The organism is Thauera sp. K11 (assembly GCF_002354895.1).
GTDB classification, from domain to species: domain Bacteria; phylum Pseudomonadota; class Gammaproteobacteria; order Burkholderiales; family Rhodocyclaceae; genus Thauera; species Thauera sinica.
The window spans coordinates 3870696-3893633 of sequence record NZ_CP023439.1 but is presented as its reverse complement, the minus strand read 5'-3'; the positions used below and the strand labels follow the sequence as shown (position 1 = coordinate 3893633).

23 protein-coding genes are annotated in these 22938 nt (G+C 68.5%); 12 read left to right on the top strand and 11 right to left on the bottom strand.

The window, feature by feature from the left end:
- Positions 1 to 11 precede the first annotated feature (11 nt).
- Genes CCZ27_RS17020 through CCZ27_RS17010 form a run of 3 tightly spaced genes read right to left on the bottom strand, consistent with a single transcriptional unit; the run spans position 12 to position 1138 of the window.
- Positions 12 to 395 (bottom strand): YqjK-like family protein, encoded by a 384-nt coding sequence (locus tag CCZ27_RS17020; RefSeq protein WP_096450163.1) that lies wholly within the window; start codon positions 393 to 395, stop codon positions 12 to 14.
- Positions 392 to 775, bottom strand: coding sequence for a phage holin family protein (locus CCZ27_RS17015; protein WP_096450161.1), 384 nt, complete (start codon positions 773 to 775; stop codon positions 392 to 394). Before CCZ27_RS17015 ends, CCZ27_RS17020 begins: the two co-directional genes overlap by 4 nt.
- Positions 776 to 826: 51 nt before the next feature.
- Complete coding sequence (locus CCZ27_RS17010; protein WP_096450159.1) at positions 827 to 1138, bottom strand: ElaB/YgaM/YqjD family protein; 312 nt, start codon at positions 1136 to 1138, stop codon at positions 827 to 829.
- 302 nt (positions 1139 to 1440) lie between these two features.
- Here CCZ27_RS17010 and CCZ27_RS17005 point away from each other — a divergent pair, with 302 nt between their 5' ends.
- The 6 genes from CCZ27_RS17005 to CCZ27_RS16980 all read left to right on the top strand — a co-directional run bounded on the left by CCZ27_RS17005 (position 1441) and on the right by CCZ27_RS16980 (position 6648).
- Complete coding sequence (locus CCZ27_RS17005) at positions 1441 to 2610, top strand: ABC transporter substrate-binding protein (protein ID WP_096450157.1); 1170 nt, start codon at positions 1441 to 1443, stop codon at positions 2608 to 2610.
- Between the two features lie 132 nt (positions 2611 to 2742).
- Positions 2743 to 3609, top strand: coding sequence for a branched-chain amino acid ABC transporter permease (locus CCZ27_RS17000; RefSeq protein WP_096452718.1), 867 nt, complete (start codon positions 2743 to 2745; stop codon positions 3607 to 3609).
- Between the two features lie 4 nt (positions 3610 to 3613).
- Positions 3614 to 4579: a branched-chain amino acid ABC transporter permease gene (locus CCZ27_RS16995; protein ID WP_096450155.1), complete on the top strand. Its 966-nt coding sequence runs from the start codon at positions 3614 to 3616 to the stop codon at positions 4577 to 4579.
- Positions 4576 to 5352 carry an ABC transporter ATP-binding protein gene (locus CCZ27_RS16990; RefSeq protein ID WP_096450153.1) on the top strand — a complete coding sequence of 259 codons (777 nt, stop codon included), beginning with the start codon at positions 4576 to 4578 and terminating at the stop codon, positions 5350 to 5352. The genes CCZ27_RS16995 and CCZ27_RS16990 overlap by 4 nt, the downstream gene beginning before the upstream one ends.
- Entirely contained in the window at positions 5345 to 6064 is a 720-nt protein-coding gene (locus CCZ27_RS16985) for an ABC transporter ATP-binding protein (RefSeq protein WP_096450151.1), read from the top strand. Before CCZ27_RS16990 ends, CCZ27_RS16985 begins: the two co-directional genes overlap by 8 nt.
- Before the next feature lie 11 nt (positions 6065 to 6075).
- Positions 6076 to 6648 (top strand): hemerythrin domain-containing protein, encoded by a 573-nt coding sequence (locus CCZ27_RS16980; RefSeq protein WP_096450149.1) that lies wholly within the window; start codon positions 6076 to 6078, stop codon positions 6646 to 6648.
- Between the two features lie 11 nt (positions 6649 to 6659).
- Here the strand turns inward: CCZ27_RS16980 and CCZ27_RS16975 are convergent, their stop codons facing one another.
- Positions 6660 to 7442, bottom strand: a complete 783-nt coding sequence (locus CCZ27_RS16975) for an exodeoxyribonuclease III (protein WP_096450147.1) — start codon at positions 7440 to 7442, stop codon at positions 6660 to 6662.
- 40 nt (positions 7443 to 7482) lie between these two features.
- Here CCZ27_RS16975 and pyrE point away from each other — a divergent pair, with 40 nt between their 5' ends.
- From pyrE to CCZ27_RS16955, 4 genes are all read left to right on the top strand, one after another.
- Positions 7483 to 8130, top strand: a complete 648-nt coding sequence (gene pyrE, locus CCZ27_RS16970; RefSeq protein ID WP_096450145.1) for an orotate phosphoribosyltransferase — start codon at positions 7483 to 7485, stop codon at positions 8128 to 8130.
- Positions 8108 to 8773, top strand: coding sequence for a hypothetical protein (locus CCZ27_RS16965; RefSeq protein WP_096450143.1), 666 nt, complete (start codon positions 8108 to 8110; stop codon positions 8771 to 8773). The genes pyrE and CCZ27_RS16965 overlap by 23 nt, the downstream gene beginning before the upstream one ends.
- A gap of 88 nt (positions 8774 to 8861) precedes the next feature.
- Positions 8862 to 10934, top strand: a complete 2073-nt coding sequence (locus tag CCZ27_RS16960; RefSeq protein WP_096450141.1) for a molybdopterin-containing oxidoreductase family protein — start codon at positions 8862 to 8864, stop codon at positions 10932 to 10934.
- On the top strand, positions 10931 to 11713 hold the full coding sequence (locus CCZ27_RS16955; RefSeq protein ID WP_096450139.1) for an NAD-dependent deacylase: 783 nt from the start codon (positions 10931 to 10933) through the stop codon (positions 11711 to 11713). The genes CCZ27_RS16960 and CCZ27_RS16955 overlap by 4 nt, the downstream gene beginning before the upstream one ends.
- A 90-nt stretch (positions 11714 to 11803) precedes the next feature.
- Here the strand turns inward: CCZ27_RS16955 and CCZ27_RS16950 are convergent, their stop codons facing one another.
- Positions 11804 to 15670 carry a DUF3683 domain-containing protein gene (locus CCZ27_RS16950; protein ID WP_096450137.1) on the bottom strand — a complete coding sequence of 1289 codons (3867 nt, stop codon included), beginning with the start codon at positions 15668 to 15670 and terminating at the stop codon, positions 11804 to 11806.
- Positions 15671 to 15971: 301 nt separating this feature from the next.
- Between CCZ27_RS16950 and CCZ27_RS16945 the strand changes: the two genes are divergently transcribed.
- Complete coding sequence (locus tag CCZ27_RS16945; RefSeq protein WP_096450135.1) at positions 15972 to 16358, top strand: PsiF family protein; 387 nt, start codon at positions 15972 to 15974, stop codon at positions 16356 to 16358.
- Between the two features lie 59 nt (positions 16359 to 16417).
- Here CCZ27_RS16945 and CCZ27_RS16940 read toward each other — a convergent pair whose 3' ends face one another.
- From CCZ27_RS16940 to CCZ27_RS16920, 5 genes are all read right to left on the bottom strand, one after another.
- Positions 16418 to 17284 (bottom strand): FHA domain-containing protein, encoded by an 867-nt coding sequence (locus CCZ27_RS16940; RefSeq protein ID WP_096450133.1) that lies wholly within the window; start codon positions 17282 to 17284, stop codon positions 16418 to 16420.
- Positions 17285 to 17372: 88 nt separating this feature from the next.
- The gene (gene ttcA / locus CCZ27_RS16935) at positions 17373 to 18302 is read right to left on the bottom strand and encodes a tRNA 2-thiocytidine(32) synthetase TtcA (RefSeq protein ID WP_096450131.1); all 930 of its coding nucleotides are present in this window, start codon (positions 18300 to 18302) and stop codon (positions 17373 to 17375) included.
- 57 nt (positions 18303 to 18359) lie between these two features.
- Positions 18360 to 19109, bottom strand: a complete 750-nt coding sequence (locus CCZ27_RS16930) for a pteridine reductase (protein ID WP_096450129.1) — start codon at positions 19107 to 19109, stop codon at positions 18360 to 18362.
- Positions 19110 to 19131: 22 nt separating this feature from the next.
- Positions 19132 to 20079 (bottom strand): cytidine deaminase, encoded by a 948-nt coding sequence (gene cdd / locus CCZ27_RS16925; protein WP_157748615.1) that lies wholly within the window; start codon positions 20077 to 20079, stop codon positions 19132 to 19134.
- Positions 20080 to 20179: 100 nt separating this feature from the next.
- Positions 20180 to 21277, bottom strand: coding sequence for a toll/interleukin-1 receptor domain-containing protein (locus CCZ27_RS16920; protein ID WP_096450125.1), 1098 nt, complete (start codon positions 21275 to 21277; stop codon positions 20180 to 20182).
- A 199-nt stretch (positions 21278 to 21476) separates the two neighbouring features.
- Between CCZ27_RS16920 and CCZ27_RS16915 the strand changes: the two genes are divergently transcribed.
- Positions 21477 to 22652, top strand: coding sequence for a class I SAM-dependent methyltransferase (locus tag CCZ27_RS16915; RefSeq protein WP_096450123.1), 1176 nt, complete (start codon positions 21477 to 21479; stop codon positions 22650 to 22652).
- Positions 22653 to 22661: 9 nt separating this feature from the next.
- Here CCZ27_RS16915 and CCZ27_RS16910 read toward each other — a convergent pair whose 3' ends face one another.
- Positions 22662 to 22859 (bottom strand): hypothetical protein, encoded by a 198-nt coding sequence (locus CCZ27_RS16910; protein WP_096450121.1) that lies wholly within the window; start codon positions 22857 to 22859, stop codon positions 22662 to 22664.
- Positions 22860 to 22938 lie beyond the last annotated feature (79 nt).

The following is a 22938-nucleotide window of genomic DNA, read 5'->3' as shown; positions in this document are numbered from 1 at the left end:
GCCGCTGCGCCTCATTTTCCCGGCGCGCCGCCGTCGAGCGCGGCGCGCAGCCGGGAGAGCAGCCGCAGCAGCACCGACGCGACGGCCGGCTTGAGGCTCGCCCCGCCCTTGCCCTTCAACCGGCGCCACAGCAGCCAGCCGATCCAGGCGCGCCGTGCCAGCCTGAAGGTCTGGCGTGGACGCACGGCCAGCACCACGAGCGTAGCGACCGACAGCAGTGGCGCCTGTTCGCGTGCCCACCGCAGGCTGCCGCGGATGCGGTCGTGCACCCGGTCGGCGGCATCGAGCACCGAATCCACCGTCGCCAGGTGGCGCAGCAGTTCGTCGCGCTCGGCTTCGGCGCGCATCTGCAGGCGTTGCTTGAGCAGCGCGAGTTCGAGGGCGCGAGGGTTCATTCCTTGCGTCGGACGGCGTCGCGGTCGCGGGCGAGTTCGGCCAGGCTGGCGGCGAACAGGCGGCTGCCGCGCCTGAGTTCGCGCGCGGCATTCGTCGCCGTCAGCAGGCCGCCGCAGATGAATGCCGCACACGCAAGCCCGAGCGCGAGCAGCCGGTGCTCCTCCCAGAACAGGACGGTGAGGAAGATCGCCACGAACACGAGACCGAAGCCCAGCAGCACCGCCGACAGCAGCGTGTTGAACAGCAGGCTGGCCAGGCGCAGTTTTTCTTCCTGCACCTCGACCGCGAGCAGTTCGAGCCGGGTCTGTACCGTGTGCAGACCGGTGTCGAGCATGCCGTGGAGGCTGTCCGCCAGGCGCGGCCGTTGTGCGTCACTCATGCGTCGTGTCGCCCGGGAAAACCGCAGGCATGTCGATGACGTGCGGACGGATCAACGACGGCCGGCCAGCAGGCCGAGCAGGAATGCGACCCCCGCGGCGACGCCCACCGACTGCCAGGGGTGGTCGTGTACATAGTCGTCGGTGGCGCGCGCGGCCTTCTTGCTGCGGTCGACCAGGGCCGTCTCCGCGTCGGCGATGCGTTCCTTCGCCACGGAGAGGCGATCTCCCAGGCGGGTGCGCACGTCCGACAGTTTCTCGCCTGCCTGGCCGGCCGTGAGCTTGAGAAGTTCTTCGGCATCCGCGACGACCACTTTCAGATCGCTGACGAGCTTGTCCCTGGAGGGATGGGCGGTTTCACTCATGACATTCTCCATAATCGGGTTTTATGACGTTTGAGCTGCACGGGAGTTCCGGGTCAACGCTAACCTCATTGGCGCAGGAAGGCAATTCCCGCTCGCCGCGACGTGGTCAGGGCAATTGCGTGGTGCGATTAGGGAAAAACCCGGATGACGTCGTGAATAAATACTGGTAATTTGACGATATAACTAGATAATCTCGAAATTCCGGGCCGGCAGTAGCGCTCGCGCAGAAGCGTGCCCGCCCGAATGCAGGTTTTGCAGACGTACCCAATGACCATCGCTCAATGAAACGAGGAGACAATTTCATGCAGCCCACCAAGCACATCATCGGCGTGACGGCCCTTTCCCTGGCCCTCGGTGCCGCGTTCGGCAGCGCCCATGCCGAAGACAAGATCAAGGTCGGCCTGATGCTGCCGTCGACCGGCACCTATGCCGCGCTGGGGGCGGCGATCACCAACGGCTTCAAGCAGTTCGTCACCGAGAACGGCGGCAAGCTGGGCGGGCGGGAGGTGGAGTACTACGCCGTCGATGACGAGTCCGATCCGGCCAAGGCGACCGAGAACGCCAACAAGCTGGTCAAGCGCGACAAGGTCGATGTGCTGGTGGGCACGGTGCACTCGGGCGTGGCGCTCGCCATGGCCAAGGTCGCCCGCGACAACAAGACGCTGATGATCGTGCCCAATGCCGGCGCGGACGAACTGACCGGCCCCCTGTGTGCGCCGACGCTGTTCCGCACCTCCTTCACCAACTGGCAGCCGGCCTACGCGATGGGCAAGGTGGCTGCGGAGAAGGGGCACAAGAAGGTGGTGACGCTCACCTGGAAGTATGCCGCGGGCCAGCAGTCGATCGAGGGCTTCAAGGAAGCGTTCGAGCAGGCGGGCGGCAAGGTCGTCAAGGAGATGACGCTACCGTTCCCGAACGTCGAGTTCCAGCCCTTCCTGACCGAGATAGCCGCGCTCAAGCCCGACGCAGTGTTCGTGTTCTTCGCCGGCGCCGGGGCGGCGAAGTTCGCGCGCGACTATTCGGCCGCCGGCCTCAAGGCGTCGATTCCGCTCTACGCCTCCGGCTTCCTGACCGACGGGACGCTGGAGGCGATGGGCGACGCCGGCAAGGGGCTGCTGACCACCCTGCACTATGCCGACGGGCTGGACAACAAGAAGGACGCCGCCTTCCGGCTGAACTACGCCAAGGCGTACAAGATACAGCCCGACGTCTATGCGGTGCAGGGCTACGATGCCGCCCAGCTCTACCAGGCCGGCCTGGCCGCCGCCGGCGGCGACCCGTCCAAGCAGGACGCGGTCATCAAGGGCATGGAGGCCGCCAAGATCGACAGCCCGCGCGGCGCCTTCACGCTGTCCAAGGCGCACAACCCGGTGCAGGACATCTACCTGCGCCAGGCCGAGGGGAGCGCCAACAAGATGATCGGCACGCCGATCAAGGCGCTCTCGGACCCGGCGCGCGGCTGCAAGATGTAAAGACAGGCCGAGCCGCGGCCGCGTCGCGGGCCCTGGCGCCCGCCGCGCGGCCGCGGCGGCGCCTGCGTGCCCACTCCTTTCCATCCTGCCCCCGGCCGGCGACGTCGCGCGATGGCCGGGTCGGAGTTCGTCATGGATTTCGCAACCTTCCTGATCCAGACGCTGAACGCCTTGCAGTACGGCCTGCTGCTGTTCCTCGTGGCAAGCGGCCTGACGCTCGTCTTCGGCATCATGGGCATCATCAACCTGGCGCACGGCAGCTTCTACATGATCGGCGCCTACCTCGCCTTCGTGCTGACGAGCGCCACCGGCAGCCTGGTGCTGGCGGTCGTGCTCGGCATTCCGCTGGCGCTGATCTTCGGCGCCTTCCTCGAATGGGCACTGTTCTCGCACCTTTACAAGCGTGACCACCTCCAGCAGGTGCTGCTCACCTATGGCCTGATCCTGGTGTTCGAGGAACTGCGCAGCCTGCTGGTGGACAACGACGTGCATGGCGTGGACATTCCCGCCTTCCTGGATGCTTCGATCCAGCTCACCGACGTCATGACCTACCCGGTCTACCGGCTGGCGATCTCGGTGGTGTGCATCGTGCTGGCGGTCGCGCTGTACATCGTCATCCAGCGTACCCGGCTGGGCATGATGATCCGTGCGGGCAATGACGACCGCACCATGGTCGAGGCGCTGGGCATCAACATCAACATGATCTATCGCGTCGTGTTCGCGCTCGGCGTGGCGCTGGCGGCGCTGGCCGGCATGCTGGCCGCGCCGATCTCGTCGGTGTTCCCGAACATGGGCAGCCAGGTGCTGATCATCTCTTTCGTGATCGTGGTGATCGGCGGCATCGGTTCGGTATGGGGGGCGCTGGTGGCGGCGCTCATCGTCGGTTTTGCGGACACCTTCGGCAAGGTGCTGCTGCCGGAGATCTCGGGCATGGTGGTGTACCTGGTGATGGCCGTGGTGCTGCTGTGGCGTCCCGAAGGCATCCTGAAGAAGGGCTGAGACCATGAACACGCAAGCTTCCCTGATTCTCAAGCTGGTGGCGCTGGCGGCTCTGGCCTGTGTGCCGCTGACGGGCGAGTCCTTCTACGTCGAAATGATCGCGAAGATGCTGGTGATGGCAATCTTCGCGATGAGCCTGGACCTGCTGGTGGGCTTCACCGGCCTGGTCAGCTTCGGCCATGCCGCCTACTTCGGCATTGCAGCCTATGCGGCGGCGTTGCTGAGCCCGAAGTACGAGGCGGCCAACCTGTGGCTCCTGTTCCCGGCGGCCGTCGGGCTGTCCGCGCTGGCGGCCCTGGTGATCGGCCTCTTCGTGCTCCGGACCAAGGGCATCTACTTCATCATGGTGACGCTCGCCTTCGCGCAGATGGCGTATTTCGTGTTCCACGACACCCCGGTGGGCGGCGGCTCGGACGGCATCTACCTCAACGTCAAGCCGTCGGCGGCGATCGGCGGCTGGGAGCCGTTCGATCTGGGCGATGGCCATCACCAGTATTACTTCATCCTGGTGACGATGGTGCTCGTCTACCTGTTCCTCGGCCGGGTGCTGCAGTCGCAGTTCGGGCGGGTGCTGGTGGGCATCAAGAGCAACGAGCACCGCATGCAGTCGATGGGCTACCTGACCTTCCGCTACAAGCTGGGAGCCTTCACGCTGGCCGGCGCCCTCGGCGGGGTGGCGGGCTTCCTGTATGCCGTGCTGTTCGGCTTCGTGACCCCGGAGCTGCTGTCGTGGCACGAATCGGGCAACGTGCTGCTGATGGTGATCCTGGGCGGCATGGGCAACCTCGTGGGGGCCATCGTCGGCGCCTTCGCCTTCGAGGGCATGCGGGGCGTGTTCGAAAGCTGGACCGAGCACTGGCAATTGCTGATGGGCGGGGTGATCGTCGCCCTCGTGCTGTTCCTGCCGGGCGGCCTGTCCAGCGTGCCGGGGCGCATCCGGCGGGCGTTGCAGGGAGGGGAAGGCAAATGAACGAGGCGAAGACGGGCGAAATCCTGCTGCAGGCGAACAAGCTCACCCGCCGCTTCGGCGGGCTGGTGGCCAACCAGGACGTCAGCGTGAGCATCGCGCGCGGCATGATCCACGTGCTGCTCGGCCCCAACGGCGCGGGCAAGTCGACCTGCATCAACATGCTGTCGGGCGATCTGCCGCCGAGCGAAGGCACCATCGACTTCATGGGCCGGGACATCACCGGGCTGTCGGCGGCGCAGCGCTCGCGGGTGGGCATCGGGCGCAGCTACCAGCGCACCAACATCTTTCCGCAGTTTACCGTGCTCGAGAACGTGCGGCTGGCGGCGCAGTCGCGCAAGCAGCAGCCGTGGCGGCTCTTCAGCAAGGCAATGGAGCAGAAGTGGGCGCTCGAGAAGGCGCGCGCCTGCATCGAGGAGGCTGGGCTCGGCGGGCGGGTGGACTGGGCGTCCGGCGTACTGAGCCACGGCGAACAGCGCCAGCTCGAGATCGCCATGGTGCTGGCCACCGATGCGCAGGTGCTGCTGCTCGACGAGCCGCTGGCGGGCATGGGCTCGGACGAGTCGGCGAAGATGGTCGAACTGCTCAAGCGGCTGCGCACGACGCGCGGCATCCTGCTCGTCGAACACGACATGGATGCGGTGTTCGCGGTGGCCGACGTCATCACCGTGATGGTCAACGGCCAGATGCTCGAATGCGGGCCGCCCGCGCAGATCAAGGCCAGCGTGGCGGTCCAGCAAGCCTATCTCGGTACGGAGGACAGCTTCCATGTCTAACATGCTGCTAGAAGCGAAGGAACTGCATACCTACTACGGCGCCAGCCACATCCTGCACGGCATCGACTTCCACATCCGCCAGGGCGAGGGCATCGCGCTGATGGGGCGCAACGGCATGGGCAAGTCGACGCTGATCAAGAGCATGCTCGGCATCGTGCGTCCGCGCCACGGCATCGTGCGGGTCCGCGGCGACGACTACACCAGGGCGACGACCTACCGCACCGCCCAGCAGGGCATCGCCTACGTGCCGGAGGGGAGGGGCATCTTCAAGAGCCTGACGGTGCGCGAGAACCTGCTGATGTCGGCGCGTGCCGGTGTCGATGGCCAGCGCAACTGGACCTTCGAGCGGGTCATGGAGACCTTTCCGCGGCTGGGCGAGCGCATCAACAACGGTGGCTGGCAACTGTCGGGCGGCGAGCAGCAGATGCTCACCATCGGCCGCGCGCTGATGACCAACCCGGATCTGCTGATCCTGGACGAGGCCACCGAGGGCCTGGCGCCGCTGATCGCGATGGAAATCTGGCGTATCGTGAAAGAGATCCGCAAGACGGGGATCGCCACGATGATCGTGGACAAGAACCATGCGGCGGTCACCAGCATCTGCGACCGGGCGATGATCCTGGTCAAGGGCGAGGTGGTGTTCGACGGCACCAGCGACGAAGTGCGGGCCGACCCGGAACTGATCCAGAAGCATCTCGGGGTGGGGCACTGAGGAGAATCGGCATGAACAAATCACTGAACATCATTCACGGCGAGCACCGTGCGATCGCGGCGATGATGCATGGCCTGCGCCAGATCGTGGCAGGCATCGAGGCCGGCAGGATGAAGCCCGATTTCGTGCTGTTCCGCGCCATGATCGAGTACATCGACAAGGTGCCGGAAAAGGTGCATCACCCGAAGGAAGACGAGTACCTGTTCGCGCGGCTGCGCCAGCGCTGCGCCGAGGCGCTGCCGGCGATCGAGGCGCTGGAGGCCGAGCACCGCCTCGGCGATGCGCGCATCCGTGCGCTCGAGGCGGCGATGCTGCAGTACGAGCGGGCGGGCGAGGCGGGTTTCGCGGCCTTCAAGGCGGCGGTGGACGAGTACGTCGAGGCCGAGTGGAAGCACATGAACAAGGAAGAGCACGAGGTCTTCCCGCTGGCCGAGAAGCATCTCACCGGCGAGGACTGGGCCGCGATCGACGCCGCCTTCCTGTCCAACGAGAATCCGTGGAAAGGGGCGGCGGGCGAGTACGAACAACTGTTCTCGAAGATCGTGAACATCGCGCCGGCGCCGGTGGGGCTGGGGCCGGGCTGAGCGGCCCGCCGCTACAGCGGCCAGTCGTAGTCGACGGTCAGCGGCGCGTGGTCGCTGAAGCGCTGTTCCTTGTAGACGCCGGCCGACTTCGCGGTGCCGGCGATGCCCGGCGTCGCGAGGTGGTAGTCGATGCGCCAGCCCACGTTCTTCGCCCACGCCTGGCCGCGGTTGGACCACCAGGTGTAGCTCTCGCCGGTCGTGTCCGGATGGAGGCGGCGATACACGTCTATCCAGCCCTGGTCGTCGAACAGGCCCGACAGCCAGGCGCGCTCCTCGGGCAGGAAGCCGGAGTTCGTCTGGTTGCTCTTCCAGTTCTTGAGGTCGATCTCGCGGTGGGCGATGTTCCAGTCGCCGCAGATCACCACCTCGCGCCCGCTCGCGCGCAGCGCGGCCAGGTGCGGCGCGAAGCGTTCCATGAAGCCGAACTTGATCTGCTGGCGCTCGTCAGAACTCGAGCCGGACGGCAGGTACAGCGACACGACCGACAGCGGGCCGAAGTCGAGCTGCAGATAGCGCCCCTCGGCATCGATGTCGGCGATGCCCAGACCCTCGACGACGCGGTTGGGCGCATGCCTGCTGTATATGCCCACGCCGCTGTAGCCCTTCTTCTCGGCATGGTGGAACCAGCCCGAGTAGCCTGCCGGCGCGCGCATCGCATCGCTCATGTCCGCCGCCTGCGCCTTCAGTTCCTGCAGGCAGACGATGTCGGCGTCCTGGGCCGGCAGCCAGTCGAGAAAACCCTTCGTGGTGGCCGAGCGGACGCCGTTGAGGTTGAGGGAGATGATGCGTAACATGGACGGGTTTCCAATTCCTCGCTGCACTGCAGCCTGAACCGTGGATTTTAGCCGGGATTTCATCTCACTCGCCTGCCGCAAGGGCGTCCTTCGCTTCGGTACCTTCATCACCAAGGCGGGGCGCAGCTCGCCGTACTTCTTCAACGCCGGGCTGTTCGACGACGGCGCTTCGTTTCGCGAGCTGTGCGGCTACTATGCCCGCGCCATCCGCGCCTCGGATATCGACTGCGACATGCTGTTCGGCCCGGCCTACAAGGGCATTCCGCTGGTGGCGGGTACCGCCATCCGCCTGGCCGAGGAGGGAGCGAGCCTGCCGTTCGCCTTCAACCGCAAGGAAGCCAAGGACCACGGCGAGGGCGGCACGCTGATCGGTGCGCCGCTTGCCGGGCGCGTGCTGATCCTCGACGACGTCATCTCCGCCGGCACCTCGGTGCGCGAGTCGGTCGAGATCATCCGTGCCGCCGGTGCGGTTCCCGCAGGCGTCGTGATCGCGCTGGACCGCATGGAGCGCGGCAACGGAACGCTGTCCGCGGTGCAGGAGGTGACGGAGACCTTCGGCATCCCCGTGGTCGCAGTCGCGACGCTGGAGGATCTGATCGCCTTCCTGGCGGACAGTCCCGAGCTTGCCGCGAACCTCGATGCCGTGAAGGGCTACCGGAATACCTATGGGATCACGTCGCCTCGCTGATCTCGCCTTTGCCGCCGCGCTGCTCGTGCCGCTGGCCTGCGCATCGCCGGCCGCGGCGCAGGTGACCAAGAGCATCTTCTGCTGCGAGGTGGGCGGCCAGCCGATCTGCGGCGACGTGTTGCCGGGTGCCTGCTACGGGCGCGCGTACCGCGAACTCAGCCCGCAGGGCACGGTGCGGCGCGAAGTGCAGGTACCGCTGACGGCGGAGGAGGCCGCGAAGCGGGAAGAGGAACAGCGCCGCCGCCGCCTGCTGGAGGCCGAGGCGCTGAAGCAGCAGCGCATCGACCGTGCGCTGCTCGAGACCTACCGCAGCCTCGACGACCTCGACATGCGGCGCGACCGGGCGCTGGCCGAACTCGACCGGGCGATCGAAACCCTGCGCCAGCGCGAAGCCGACCTGACGCAGCGCCAGCGCGACCTGATCCAGGAGGCGGCGACGAGCGATGTGCGCCACGTGCGGCAGGACATCGCCGAGGACATCCGCAATCTCGATGGCGAGATCGTCGCGCAGCGCATGGTCATCGACGTGAAGGTGCGCGAACGCGAGGCGGTACGCAACCGCTTCGAAGAGGACAGGCGCCGCTATGTCGAACTCACCCGGCCGGCTCCCCGTTCCTCTTCTCCACAGCCGCCGAGGCGCTGACGGCCGGTTGCCGGCCGCACGCCCGCGCGCATGGCCCCGGGGCTGTCCTGCGCCGCAGGCCCCGGCCCGAAACCCGCGGGATGAACCGATGAGCAAAGCACCGCACGCCGTGGTCCGCGCCGCCTGTCCGCACGACTGCCCCGACACCTGCGCGATGGAGGTCACCGTCGCCGAAGGGCGCGCGGTGAAGATCCGCGGCGCGTCCGACATGCCCTTCACCAACGGCACGCTGTGCACCAAGGTCGCGCACTACCTCGACCGCGTGTATTCGGACCAGCGGCTGCGCTACCCGATGAAGCGCGTCGGGCGCAAGGGCGAGGGACGGTTCGAGCGCATCTCGTGGGACGAGGCGCTCGACACCATCGCGGCGAAGTTCCGCGCGATCGCCGCCGACGATCCGCGCGCGATCCTGCCCTACAGCTATGCTGGCACGATGGGGCTGGTGCAGGGCGAGAGCCTGGACCGGCGTTTCTTCCATCGCCTGGGCGCGTCGCTGCTCGACCGCACGATCTGTGCCTCGGCCGGCGCCCTGGGCTGGAAGGCGACGGTGGGCGCCTCGATCGGCACCGACCCGGAGGCGGTGGCCGGCGCGAGGCTGATCCTCATCTGGGGTGGCAACCCGGTGGTGTCCAACCTGCATGGCTGGCGTCACCTGCAGGAGGCCAGGCGCCGCGGCGCGAAGCTCGTCTGCATCGATCCGCGCCGTTCGGAGACCGCCGCCAAGTGCGACGTGCATCTCGCGCCCTGGCCGGGCACCGACGGCGCGCTGGCGCTGGCGATGATGCAGGTGCTGATCGTCGACGACCTGCTCGACCACGACTACATCGCTCGCCATACCGTCGGCTTCGCCGCGCTCGCCGGGCGCGTGCGCGCCTGCACCCCGGAATGGGCGGCGCCGCTGACCGGCCTGTCGGCGGACACGATCCGCAGCCTGGCGCGCGAATACGGCACCGCCAGCCCTGCGCTGATCCGCCTCAACTACGGCCTCAACCGCTGCGCCGGCGGCGGCATGGCGGTGCGCAACATCGCCTGCCTGCCCGCGCTGACCGGCGCCTGGCGCCATGCCGCCGGCGGCGCGCTGCTGTCGACCTCGGGCAATTTCCCGATCGACCACAAGGCGCTGCAGCGGCCGGACCTCTATCCGCGGGATGCGCGGCCGCCGCGCACGATCAACATGGCCTTCATCGGCGATGCGCTGCTCGAGACCCGCGACCCGCCGATCCGCGCCCTCTACGTGTACAACTCGAATCCCGTCGCGGTGGCACCCGACAGCAACCGGGTGAAGGCGGGCTTCGCGCGCGAGGACCTGTTCTGCGTCGTGCACGAACTGTTCCAGACCGATACCGCCGACTATGCCGACATCTTGCTGCCGGCCACCAGCCAGCTCGAGCATCGCGACGTGCATGGCACCTACGGCCACCTGTATGCGGTCGCCAACTACCCGGCGATCGAGCCGCTGGGCGAAGCCAAGCCGAACACCGAGGTGTTCCGGCTGCTCGCCGCGCGCATGGGCTTCACCGAGCCGGCGCTGTTCGAATCGGACGACGAACTCGCCGCGGCTGCGTTCAGGCCAGGAGACCAGCGTGCGCTGGGCGTGACGCCGGCACGGCTCGCCGAGCGCGGCTGGGCCCGGCTCAACCTGCCGCAGCCGTTCGCGCCCTTTGCCGAAGGCGGCTTCCCGACGCCCTCGGGCAGGTGCGAGTTCCATTCCGGCCTGCTCGCCCGGATGGGGCTGGACCCGCTGCCGGCCTGGCACCCGCCGGCCGAGTCGCCCGTCAGCAACCCGGTGCTGGCGGCGCGCTATCCGCTGGCGCTGATCACGCCGCCGGCGCGCAATTTCCTCAACACCAGCTTCGCCAACCTGCCGCGCTTTCGCGACGGGGAAGGCGGGCCGAAGCTGCAGATCCACCCCGAGGACGCGGCGGCGCGCGGCATCGCCGACGGCGAGCGGCTGCGCATCCACAACGACCGCGGCGAGTTCCATGCGCGCGCGGTGGTCACCACCGACGTGCGGCGCGGCGTGGTGGTGAGCCCCTCGGTGTGGTGGCAGAAGCTCTCCGGCGACGGCAACAACGCCAACGCGGTGACGTCGTCCGCCTCCACCGACATGGGCGGCGGGCCGATCTTCTACGACTGCCTGGTCGAGGTGGCGCGCGCATGAACCGGAAACGCGAACTCGATGCCGCCGCCGCGTTGCTGGCCGATGCGCGGCGCATCCTCTTCATCACCGGCGCCGGCATCTCGGCCGACTCCGGCCTGCCGACCTACCGCGGCATCGGCGGCCTCTACCACGAGCGCCTCACCGACGAAGGGCTGACCATCGAGCAGGCGCTGTCCGGCCAGATGATGGCGTCGCATCCCGGGATCACCTGGAAGTATCTCGCCGAGATCGAGGCGAACTGCCGCGGTGCGCGGCCCAACATCGCGCACCACATCATCGCCGCGCTGGAGCGCGAAAAGCCGGGCGTGTGGGTGCTGACGCAGAACGTCGACGGCCTCCATCACCTCGCGGGTTCGCGCAACCTGATCGAGATCCACGGCAGCGTGCACCGCCTGCGCTGCACCGAATGCCCGCACGCGCGCAGCATCCCCGATTTCGCCGGCATGCAGATCCCGCCGTCGTGCCCGGTGTGCGGCGGCATGATGCGGCCCAACGTCGTGCTGTTCGGCGAGGAACTGCCCGCGCGCGGCATCGAGCGCCTGGAGGGCATCCTCGCCAGCGGGCTGGACCTCGTCGTGTCCATCGGCACCACCAGCGTCTTTCCCTACATCGCCGGGCCGGTCGTGTGGGCCTATCGCAACGGCGTGCCCAGCATCGAGATCAACCCGGGCGAGACCGACGTCAGCCCCATCGTGACGCACCACCTGCGCACGCGCGCCGCCGATGCGATGCCGGAACTGTGGCGCCGTATGCACCCATCGGAGCCGGCGGAGGACTGACCGCCGGCCGATGACCCGGGGAGGGCCGGAAAACGGCGTGGGCCGGGGCTTGCACCTGCCCGGCCCGCACGTCCGACGCGTCCGACTGCCTTACAGCAGCACGCGCTCGATGCCGCCGTTGTTGGCCTTGTTCACGTACTCCGGCAGCCAGTTCTCGCCCAGCAGGTGCCTGGCGAGTTCGACGACGATGTAGTCCGGCTCCACGCCGCCGGCATCGTTGGCGTAGCGGTGCATGCCCTGCAGGCAGCTCGGGCAGGAGGTGAGGAGCTTGATCCGGGCGTTCGGGTCGTCCTCGCGCAGCCTGGCGGCGCCCTCCTCGATCTCTTCCTGCTTGCGGAAGCGCACCTGGGTCGACACGTCGGGGCGCGCCACCGCCAGCGTGCCGGACTCGCCGCAGCAGCGGTCGGAGAGGTCGACGCGGGTGCCCATCAGCTCGTTGGCGACCTTGATGCCCTGGTATTGCTTCATCGGCGTGTGGCAGGGCTCGTGGTACATGTACTTCACGCCCTGCACGCCATCGAGCCTGACGCCCTTTTCCATCAGGTATTCGTGGATGTCGAGCAGGCGGCAGCCGGGGAAGATCCTGTCGAATTCGTACTTCAGCAACTGGTCCATGCAGGTGCCGCAGGACACGATCACCGTCTTGATGTCGAGGTAGTTCAGCGTGTTGGCGACGCGGTGGAACAGCACGCGGTTGTCGGTGGTGATCTTCTGGCCCTTGTCTTCCTCGCCGGCGGCGGTCTGCGGGTAGCCGCAGCACAGGTAGCCCGGCGGCAGCACCGTCTGCGCGCCGACGTGGTAGAGCATGGCCTGGGTGGCGAGCCCCACCTGGCTGAACAGGCGCTCCGAGCCGCAGCCGGGGAAGTAGAACACCGCCTCGGCCTCGGCGCTGGTCTTCTGCGGGTCGCGGATCACCGGGATGACCTTGTCGTCCTCGATGTCGAGCAGCGCGCGGCTGGTGCGCTTGGGCAGGTTGCCGGGCATCGGCTTGTTGATGAAGTGGATCACCTGCGCCTTGATCGGCGCCTTGCCCAGCGTGGCCGGCGGCGCCTTCACCTGCTGCTGCACGAGGCCCAGCTTCTTGCCGACCCCGTGGGCGAAGCGCTGCGCCTTGTAGCCCCACTCGATCATGCCGGTGCGGATCAGCTTGATCGTGGCCGGGTCCTTGATCGTCAGGAAGGCCATCGCCGCCGCCTTGCCCGGGTTGAACGACTTCTTGCCCTGCTTGCGCAGCAGGTTGCGCATCTTGATCGACACGTCGCCGAAGTCGATGTCCACCGGACAGGGTTTCTCGCACTTGTGGCAGATCGTGCAGTGGTCGGCCACGTCCTCGAACTCGGCCCAGTGCGCCAGCGACACGCCGCGGCGGGTCTGTTCCTCGTACAGGAAGGCTTCGATCAGCAGCGAGGTCGACAGGATCTTGTTGCGCGGGCTGTACAGCAGGTTGGCGCGCGGCACGTGCGTGGAGCACACCGGCTTGCACTTGCCGCAGCGCAGGCAGTCCTTGATGTCGTGCGCGATGTCGCCGACGTCGGTCTGTTCCATGATGAGGGATTCGTGCCCCATCAGGTTGAAGCTGGGCGTGTAGGCGTTGTCGAGGTTGCCGCCCTTCATCAGCTTGCCGCGGTTGAAGCGGCCGTCCGGGTCCACCTTCTGCTTGTAGGCCCAGAAGTCGGCCATCTCGGCCTCGGTCAGGTAGTCGAGCTTGGTGATGCCGATGCCGTGCTCGCCGGAGATCACGCCGTCGAGGCTGCGCGCCAGCGCCATGATGCGGTCGACCGCGCGGTTGGCGGTCTGCAGCATCTCGTAGTGGTCGGAGTTCACCGGGATGTTGGTGTGCACGTTGCCGTCGCCGGCGTGCATGTGCAGCGCGACGAACACCCGGCCGCGCAGCAGCTCGCGGTGGATGTCCTGGACGCGCGCCATCACCGGCGCGAACACCGCGCCGTCAAAGGTGCTCTTGAGCAGCGGACGCAGCTCCTTCTTCCACGACACGCGGATGGAATAGTCCTGCAGGCGGTGGAACAGGCGCGGGTCTTCGGCGCGGTTGCTGAGCGGATCGGCCTCGATGCCGTAGGTGGCAAACTGCGGTTCGGCCTCGGCCAGCGGCAGGTCGAGGTTGTCGAGCAGCCACTGCCAGCGCCGGCGCACCGTGGCGATCTGTTCGAGCGCGGCCTGGCGGTGGTCGCCGATCAGTTCGTCGCGCGCCACGTCGGCGTCGCCGGTGTCGAGCGGCAGGTCGCCCTGCAGGAACTCGGTCAGCGTGTCGCACAGGTCGATCTTGTTCTTCGTCGACAGTTCGATGTTGATGCGCTCGATGCCGTCGCAGTACTCGCCCATGCGTGGCAGCGGGATGACCACGTCCTCGTTGATCTTGAACGCATTGGTGTGGCGCGAGATCGCCGCCGTCCTGCTGCGCTCGAGCCAGAAGCGCTTGCGCTGCTCGGCGCCGACGGCGATGAAGCCCTCGGCGCTGCGCGCGTTGGTCATGCGCACCACCTCGGAGGCGGCGGCCATCACCGCGTTCTCGTCGTGGCCGACGATGTCGCCGATCAGCACCATCTTCGGGCGGCCGTGGCGCCTGGCCTTGGTCGCGTAGCCGACCGCCTTCACGTAGCGCTCGTCGAGGTGTTCGAGGCCGGCCAGCAGCACGCCGGCCGAGTTGCCGGCGCCGCCTGGCTTGAAGTAGTCGGTGATCTCGACGATGGCCGGCACCGCCTCGCGCACCTGGCCGAAGAACTCCAGGCAGACGGTGCGGGTGTGCGGCGGCATGCGGTGCAGCACCCAGCGCGCGGCGACGATCAGGCCGTCGGTGCCTTCCTTCTGCACGCCCGGCACGCCGCCGAGGAACTTGTCGGTGACGTCCTTGCCCAGGCCGATCTTGCGACAGCTCGCGCCGGGCATCGACAGGATCTCCTCGCCCAGCGGCTTGTAGCTCAGGCCGTCGAAGCGGCGCAGGCGGAAGCGGACGGTTTCCTGCTCGTGGATCTTGCCGAAGTTGTGGTCCAGGCGCTCGACTTCCAGCCAGTTGCCGTCGGGCGTGACCATCTTCCACCACGCCAGATTGTCGAGCGCGGTGCCCCACAGCACCGCCTTCTTGCCGCCCGCGTTCATCGCGATGTTGCCGCCGATGCACGAGGCGCTGGCCGAGGTCGGGTCCACCGCGAACACGCGGCCGGCCGCCGCGGCGGCTTCCGACACGCGCTCGGTGACGACGCCGGCGCCGGTGCGGATGGTGGCGCAGGGCGCGGCCATCGGGCCGTCCCCGCCGGGCAGCACGACCTCTTCGACCGGGCTCATCGCCAGCAGCTTCTCGGTGTTGATCACCACTGAACTGGCGTCGAGCGGAATGGCGCCGCCGGTGTAGCCGGTGCCGCCGCCGCGCGGGATGATGGTGAGGCCGAGCGTGATGCATTCGCGCACCAGCGGCGCCATTTCCTCCTCGGTGTCCGGGTACAGGACGACGAAGGGGTACTCCACGCGCCAGTCGGTGGCGTCGGTGACGTGCGACACCCGGGCGTGGCCGTCGAAGCAGATGTTGTCCTTGCGCGTGTGCCGCGCCAGCGCCTTGAGCGTGGCCTTGCGGCGGCGGGCGGTGGTCTCGAACCAGTGCTCGAAGCCGGTCACCGCGTCGCGCGCGCGGGCGATCAGCAGCGCGACGCGGTCGTTGCCCTGGCGGCGGGATTCGACCGCGTTCAGCCGGTGGTTCAAGGCGCCGATCAGCGCCTCGCGGCGCTCGCGGCTGGCGAGCAGGTCGTCTTCCAGGTAGGGGTTGCGCCGTACCACCCAGATGTCGCCCAGCACCTCGTAGAGCATGCGCGCCGACCGGCCGGTGACGCGTTCGCCGCGCAGCTCGTCGAGCACCGACCAGGCGTCGGTGCCGAGCAGGCGGATCACGATCTCGCGGTCGGAGAACGAGGTGTAGTTGTAGGGGATTTCTCGCAGGCGTTGCGTCATGGGGGTAGCAGAAACGACGGCTTGGGGACTCAGGATTCTAGCAAACGCAGTGCAACACGCGCAGAAATCAAGACCTTGCGTGAAGTGGGGGGATCCCCGCCAGCCCGGCGCCCGCACGATCGCGGCGTGGTGCATCCGCTTGCCGGCCGCCATCCGGAGCCGGCGACCGGCAAGCGGCAGGCGCGGTACGCAGGTGGTCGTCGGCCACGGCACGGCGGATTATCTCTTTGACATTCGTATATGACGATTGCAGAATCAGGTCCGTCCCTCCGGACGACATCGACATATAGGAGATCGAAAAATGAAAAAGCTTATTTCCGCGCTCGCCGCCACCTGCGCCCTCGCGGTGCTCGCGCCCGCCGATGCGCTTGCCGGTCCGCAGCAGGAACGGATGAAGCGTTGCAGCCAGGAGGCGCGCGAGCAGGCGCTGAAGGGCGACGCGCGCAGGCAGTTCATGAGCACCTGCCTGAGGGGCAAGCATGAGCAGGCGGGCGCAGGGGAGGTGCCGGCATCCGCCGCCGCAGGCGGAAAGGCCGCCAAGGCCGGAGCGGGCGGGCAGGCGGATTCCGATGCGCCGTCCGGGCGTGCCGGCGCCGCAAAGCGCAAGGCGTGCAACCAGGCCGCCACGGAGCAGTCGCTCAGCGGCGCCAAGCGCAAGACCTTCATTGCGGAATGCCTGAGCGCCTGACGGCGGGACCGGGCGGTGGCCGACCGCCGCCCGGCAAAAGGGCACCGTCCGGGCGCGGCTCAGACGATGTCGAAGAACACCAGGTCGCGTTCGATCTCGCCGGCGGAGAAGCCGCAGCCGAGGCGGCCCGGCCCGAGCAGCGGCAGTTCGCCATGCCGGACGCAGGTTTCCTTGGCGCCGTCGACCGATATGTAGGTGCCGTTGGAGCTTTCGTCGATCAGGATGAAGCCCTCGCGCCGGCGTTCGATGCGGGCGTGCTGGCGCGAGGCGCGCGGGTCCATGATGACCACGTCGTTGCCGAGTTCGCGCCCGAGCAGCAGCACGGGGCGCTGCTCCTCGACGAAGATCACGTCCTGCTGGTGGCGCAGCCGCAGGCGCTGCGACAGCCGCGAGGTCGGCGGCAGCGAAGTGACCATGCCCACGCGCTGGCCGACGGTATGCACGGGGAACTCGAGCGCATCGATCTCGGTGCTGCGGATTGCCTGCGGGCTGGCGGCGTGCCGGGCGGCAGGCGTCAGCAGCATGATGGCCTGCCCGCTGGCCAGGGCCTGTTCCGGCCGGGCCAGCGCCGCCAGCCGCAGGGCGATGTCCACGCCTTCGCCCTGCGCCGGATCTCCTTCGACCACGCCGTAGTGCAGGCCGATGCAGACGGTCTGCCGGCTCCCGCTCAGCGGCGGCAGGCTGCGTACCCGCTCGAGCATCTCGCAGGCGGCGAGGACGCCGGCGTCACAGCGCTCGAACGTGGCGACGATCGATTCGGCCTGATGCCGGACGACGCTGCCGCCATGTCCATCGATGGACCGCTCCATGCGCCGCATGCAGCGGTCCACCGCATGTGCGGCCTCGTCCGCGCCCAGGCGCGCGGCAAGGCGTGCATCGCTGGGAAGCGTTGCGGCGAGGACACACAGGTTCTTGCGCTCGGGCATCGGATTACCATGGGCTGGCGGCGGGTGCCGGGGAGGACTCTGGAATAATGATGAAACGTCCCCCGCGATGCAAGGGGCCCGCCGCGGGTCAGTCCTCGCCGGAAGAAATGCCGAAGAAGCGTACCGTTTCACCGCCCATGCGCGGAAGCTCGGGCGGATCGAAGGCGGTGTCGCCTTCTTCCACCTGCGTCTGCCGCGTGAGGCCGGCGAAGTCGAACAGCCGGGCATCGGCCAGGTGCGAGGGCACGACGTTCTTCAGCGAGGTGGCCAGCGATTCGATGCGTCCGGGATAGTCGCGCGCCCAGCCCTGCAGCATCGCCTTGATCTGCCTGCGCTGCGCGTTTTCCTGCGAGCCGCACAGGTTGCACGGGATGATGGGGTACTCCATCGCGCGGGCGAAGCGGGCGATGTCGTTTTCGGCGCAATAGGCGAGCGGGCGGATCACCACGTGCCTGCCGTCGTCGCTGACCAGCTTGGGCGGCATGGCCTTGATCTTGCCGCCGAAGAACATGTTCAGGAACAGGGTCTCGAGGATGTCGTCGCGATGGTGGCCGAGCGCGATGCGGGTGGCGCCGACCTCGGTGGCGGTGCGGTAGATGATGCCGCGGCGCAGGCGCGAGCACAGCGAGCAGGTGGTCTTGCCCTCGGGGATCTTGTCCTTGACGATGGAATAGGTGTCCTCGGTGACGATGCGGTACTCGACGCCGATCGATTCGAAGTAGGCCGGCAGCACGTGGTCGGGAAAGCCCGGCTGCTTCTGGTCGAGGTTCATCGCCACGATGCGGAAATCGACCGGCGCACGCTCGCGCAGCGCGAGCAGGCAGGACAGCAGCGTGTAGGAATCCTTGCCGCCCGACACGCACACCAGCACGGTATCGCCGTCGCCGATCATGTTGTAGTCGGCGATGGCCTCGCCCACGCTGCGCTCGAGCTTCTTCTTCAGGCGCAGGAAGGTGTTGGAATGGCGGCCGGCGGTGGCGGTGTCGGCGGGCTGGACGGGAGCGAGGGCGGCGGTCACTGACGGGCTCGGTCTGAAAAATGGTGCGGAATTATACGCTTAGCGCGTGTTCCCGGATCACAGGCGGATGCTGCGCCCGCCGTCCACCGCGAGGATCTGGCCGGTGACGTAGGGCGCGTCGAACAGCAGGAAGCGCACGGTGCGGGCGATGTCGGCGGGGCTGCCGGTGCGCTGCAGCAGGGTGTGGGCGACGATGCGCTCGCGTTCCTCGGGCGGGAACTGGCCGTCCTCGGGCCAGTCGATCGGCCCCGGCGACACGCCGTTGACCCGCACCTCGGGCGCCAGCTCCAGCGCCAGCGCACGCGTCAGGCCGGCCAGGCCGGACTTGGCGACCGAATACAGCAGGTAATGCCGCAGCGGCTGTTCGGCATGGATGTCGACGATATTCACGATGGCGCCGCGCGCAGCCCGCAGCGCGGGGGCCAGGGCCTGGCTCAGGAACAGCGGCCCCTTCAGGTTGGAGCCGATCAGATCGTCCCAGGCGGCGCGGTCGATGCGGCCGACCTCGGTGGGAAAGAAGCTGGAGGCGTTGTTGACCAGGCCGTCGATGCGGCCGAAGCGATCCAGTACGGCCTGCGCCACCTGTTCCGGCACACCGTCCTCACCCAGGTCGCCGCCTACGGTGAAGGCCGAACCGGCGCGCGCGGCGGCCAGCGCGGCCGCCAGCCGTTCGGCCTCTTCCGCGCTGCGGTGGTAATGCAGCGCGACGTACGCGCCGGCATCGTGCAGGTTGCGCGCGATCTCGGCGCCGACGCGGCGCGCGGCGCCGGTGACGAGGATGACGGGAGCTTGGGCCGGGTCGTTCATGTCGCGATGGATGTGGCGTGGTTCAGTCCATGGAAGCCAGGCGGGCGCGGCAGCATTCGAACGCCGCCCAAGGGGCCAGCGCGTGCGCGCAGCGCTCCGCCAGTGCCGCCTGGGAGCTCATGGTGGCATGCTCGACGAGCACGACGCGGCGAATCGCGGTGAAATCGCCGCGCAGGGGGCCGGCGTTGAAGGCGGAGAACGCCATCTGCGCCGCCGACAGGCCGGGGTTGTGCGCCGCATTCTCCACCGTGCGGCCGACGACGATCCCGCCGTCCGCAGTCTGCAATGCGCAGCCGGCGAAGGCGCCGGTGTAGGGGGCGTAGCTTGCGCTGGCGGCCTGCAGCGCTGCTTCGCGCACCGCATCCCGCGCTTCGTCGAACACAAGCCGCGGCGCGCTGCCGCGGTTCGCCATGAAGCCGCCGGCGATGCCGAGGATGTGAGGGCCGAAGGCGTCCGGCAGCAGCCTGGCGAGCGTCGTCGTGCGGTAGCCGGGCGCTTCCTCACTTGCGCTCAGGATCTCGAGCGCCTGCGCATCCTCCAGTTCGTACAGGAACTGGCGGCAATGCCCGCAGGGCGGGGACGAGGCGGCCAGGGCCGACAGGCCGGTCTCGCCCGCCAGCCATGCATGGGCGGCGGCGGCCTGCTCGGCATGGACCGACAGCGTGGGGAATTCGCCGCCGACCTCGAAGTTCGCGCCGAGATAGAGCGCGGCCCGGCCGTCCGGCGTGGTACGGCCGGCAGCCACCGCGCCGACCGCGAATGCGGAAATCGCCGGATGCGCGAAGGCGGCGGCGACGGGCAGCAGCGCGATCATCAGGCTGCGGCGGTCCGTGCCGAGCAGTTCGCCGAGCCGCTCCGCCTCCGCGGCCGGGATGGCACCGCGGCGATCCGGCAGCGTGCGCAGCAAGTCTGCAGCCTCGTCCGGGAAGCGGGCGAGGGCGTGCTCGAATGCGGTGAGGCCGTCGGTCATCGGTGTGGTCTCGGCTCGGATGTCGGGAGGGAAAGGACGGGATGGGATGGGCGTTCGGGGCGGATCATGTGGAGACGGATGGATGGATGGATGGCGGCGGTCACAGCTCGCCATACTCGATCCGGATCAGCGTCCGCGGCTGATCGTCCAGACGGCGCTGCACGCTTTCGAGTTCCCGGACGATCAGATCGCCCAGCGGTTCGAGCACCGTTTCCTTGTCCAACTCGCATGCCAGGATGTCGATGTTCAGTACTCCCAGCGCGGTGCCGTCACGGCTCATCACCGGAGTGGAGATGATCCACTTCAGGTCGGGATGGATGACGTTGCGCAACTCGTCGGTCAGTTCGAACTCGCGTACGCCGATGATGCGCTGCTGGCATTCGTCGAAAACCGTCGCCGTCACGCCCTGGCCCGGCGCGAAGCGGATGGAGAATTCCTCCGGGCGGTCCATCTGGCGGCGCAGGCGTGGTTCCATGAACAGCCGGAAGCCATGGCCGGCATTGCCCTTCACATGGTAGTCGGGCAGGAACACGTTGGCGCGCACGCGGTCGTTGCGGATGCCACAGCCGGGCGACAACGCCCGGACATGTTCGACGCATTGCCTGCGGATGCCCTCGACCGCGGCGCCGAGCGCCTCGAGCAGCGCATCCGCCAGCGGCAGCCGCAGCACGGTGCGTGTGAACGTCGTCTCCACCTTGCGCGGACGCGGCGTGAGCCGATGGCGGGCGTGGATCTCGGCGTATCTCGCCTGTATCTGCGGCCATGCGGCCGACAGCGCCTGGTCGACCTGTGCCGCTGCGGGCGGCGGTTCGAGCATGCCGCCGATGTCCTTCACCAGCCGCGCGAATTCGGCCTCGGAGAAGGCCCGATGCTGGAAGCGGGACAGTGGCTTGGGCACGTCCTCCTTGCGCAGGCCGCCGATGAGCAGCGCGCAGAGCCGCTGCGCCTTGTGATTGGTCAGCGCGCCCGCCTCGTACAGTAGCCAGGCGCTGTCGACGTTGTCGGGCGACAGGCAGACGATCGCGAACCGGCTCTCGCGCAGCTTGGCCGCCAGCACCTTGGCCCAGTCCGTGCCGGACGGAATGTCGTGCTCGGACAAGAAGGGCTCGACGCCCGCCAGCAGCCGGGGCAGGTGCTCGTGCAGCAGCGTGGCGATTTCGCGGCTGGCATCGCCCGACCAACTGAGGAACACTTTCATGGGGGACGTGAGGGGTTCGTTGGAGCCGGATTATAGGGGCGGGCCCGCCATGTCCGGCGGTCGGGCGCGTCCCTTCCCGCTCCCGGCCCCGGCCCCGGCCATGGGCGACGGCCCACCACCTCGGCAGGCGTCCCGCCCGAGTGCGCGGCGGGCCGTCGCCGGTACAATGCCGCCTCGCCCGATCCACTGCCCCGCTGCCATGTCACCGCTGCCCACGCCTTCTCCCGATGCGCTCGACCAGAGCGCCCGCCTGCTTCGACGCATCGAGGCCGAGATCGCGGATGCGGGCGGCTGGATTCCGTTCTCGCGCTACATGGAACTCGCGCTCTATGCGCCCGGCGAAGGGTACTACAGCGGCGGGGCGCGGAAGTTCGGTCCCGGGGGCGATTTCATCACCGCGCCGGAACTGACGCCGCTGTTCGGCCAGGCGCTCGCGGCGCAGGTCGAGCAGATCATGCGCGCGAGCGAGGCCCGCATCATCGAGGTCGGCGCCGGCACCGGCCTGCTGGCGGCCGACCTGCTGCTGGAACTGGAACGGCGCGGCGCGCTGCCCGAGCGCTACGACATCCTCGAGCTGTCCGGCGAACTGCGCGGGCGCCAGTTCGACACGCTGGCGCAGAAGGTGCCGCACCTGGCTGCGCGGGTGGGCTGGCTGGACGAACTGCCCGAGGCGTTCTCGGGGGCGGTGGTCGCCAACGAGGTGCTGGACGTGATGCCGGTGCATCTGCTGGCGTCCCGCCCCGAGGGGCTGTTCGAGCGCGGCGTCGCGTTCGCCGCCGATGTGGCGGGGACGAAGGCGTTGCGCTGGGCGGACACGCCCGCCGGGGGCGCTGTGGCCGAGGCTGCGCGTGCCCTCGTCCTGCCGCGGCCGCAGCACGGCGAGTACGTCACCGAGCTGAACCTGGCCAGCCGCGCCTGGGTGGCCGCCTGGGCCGACCGCCTGCGGCAGGGCGCGCTGCTGCTGATCGACTATGGCTATCCGCGCGCCGAGTACTACCTGCCCTCGCGCTCGAACGGCACGCTGCTGTGCTACTACCGCCACCATGCCCACGGCGATCCCTTCCTGTGGCCCGGGCTCAACGACATCACCGCCTTCGTCGATTTCACCGCGGTGGCCGAGGCGGCCTTCGACGCCGGACTGGACGTGCACGGCTACACCAGCCAGGCGCAATTCCTGTTCAACTGCGGGGTGCTGCAGTGCCTTGAGCGGCGCGGCGCGCGCGAAGGTGCCGACTACATCCGCGCCGCGCGCGCGGTGCAGCGCCTGACGGCACCGCAGGAAATGGGCGAACTGTTCAAGGTGCTGGCGCTTGGCCGCGGCATCTCCGGGCCGCTGCTGGGATTCGTGCGCGGCGACCGTCTGCATGCGCTGTAGGGCGGCGCCTCATTCCTGGTTGCGATAGATCGCCCGCAGGAATGCGTCGACGTCCTCCGGCGGCGGCTTGCGCGGCGGATGCGGCGCCGGCACGGCTTCCGCCAGTCGCGGAACCAGGCCGGGCGGCAGCCAGCCGGCGTTGAGCACCTCGTCGTCATAGCGCTCGTTTTCGTAAGTCGCGATCTCTCTGTCCGGGCTCTTGCTCATGACGATCACCCCGCTGCCCTCCCGACATCCGCCGGCGCGTCCGGCGTCCCTGGTTACGCTCCTTGCATGGGGTGTGCCG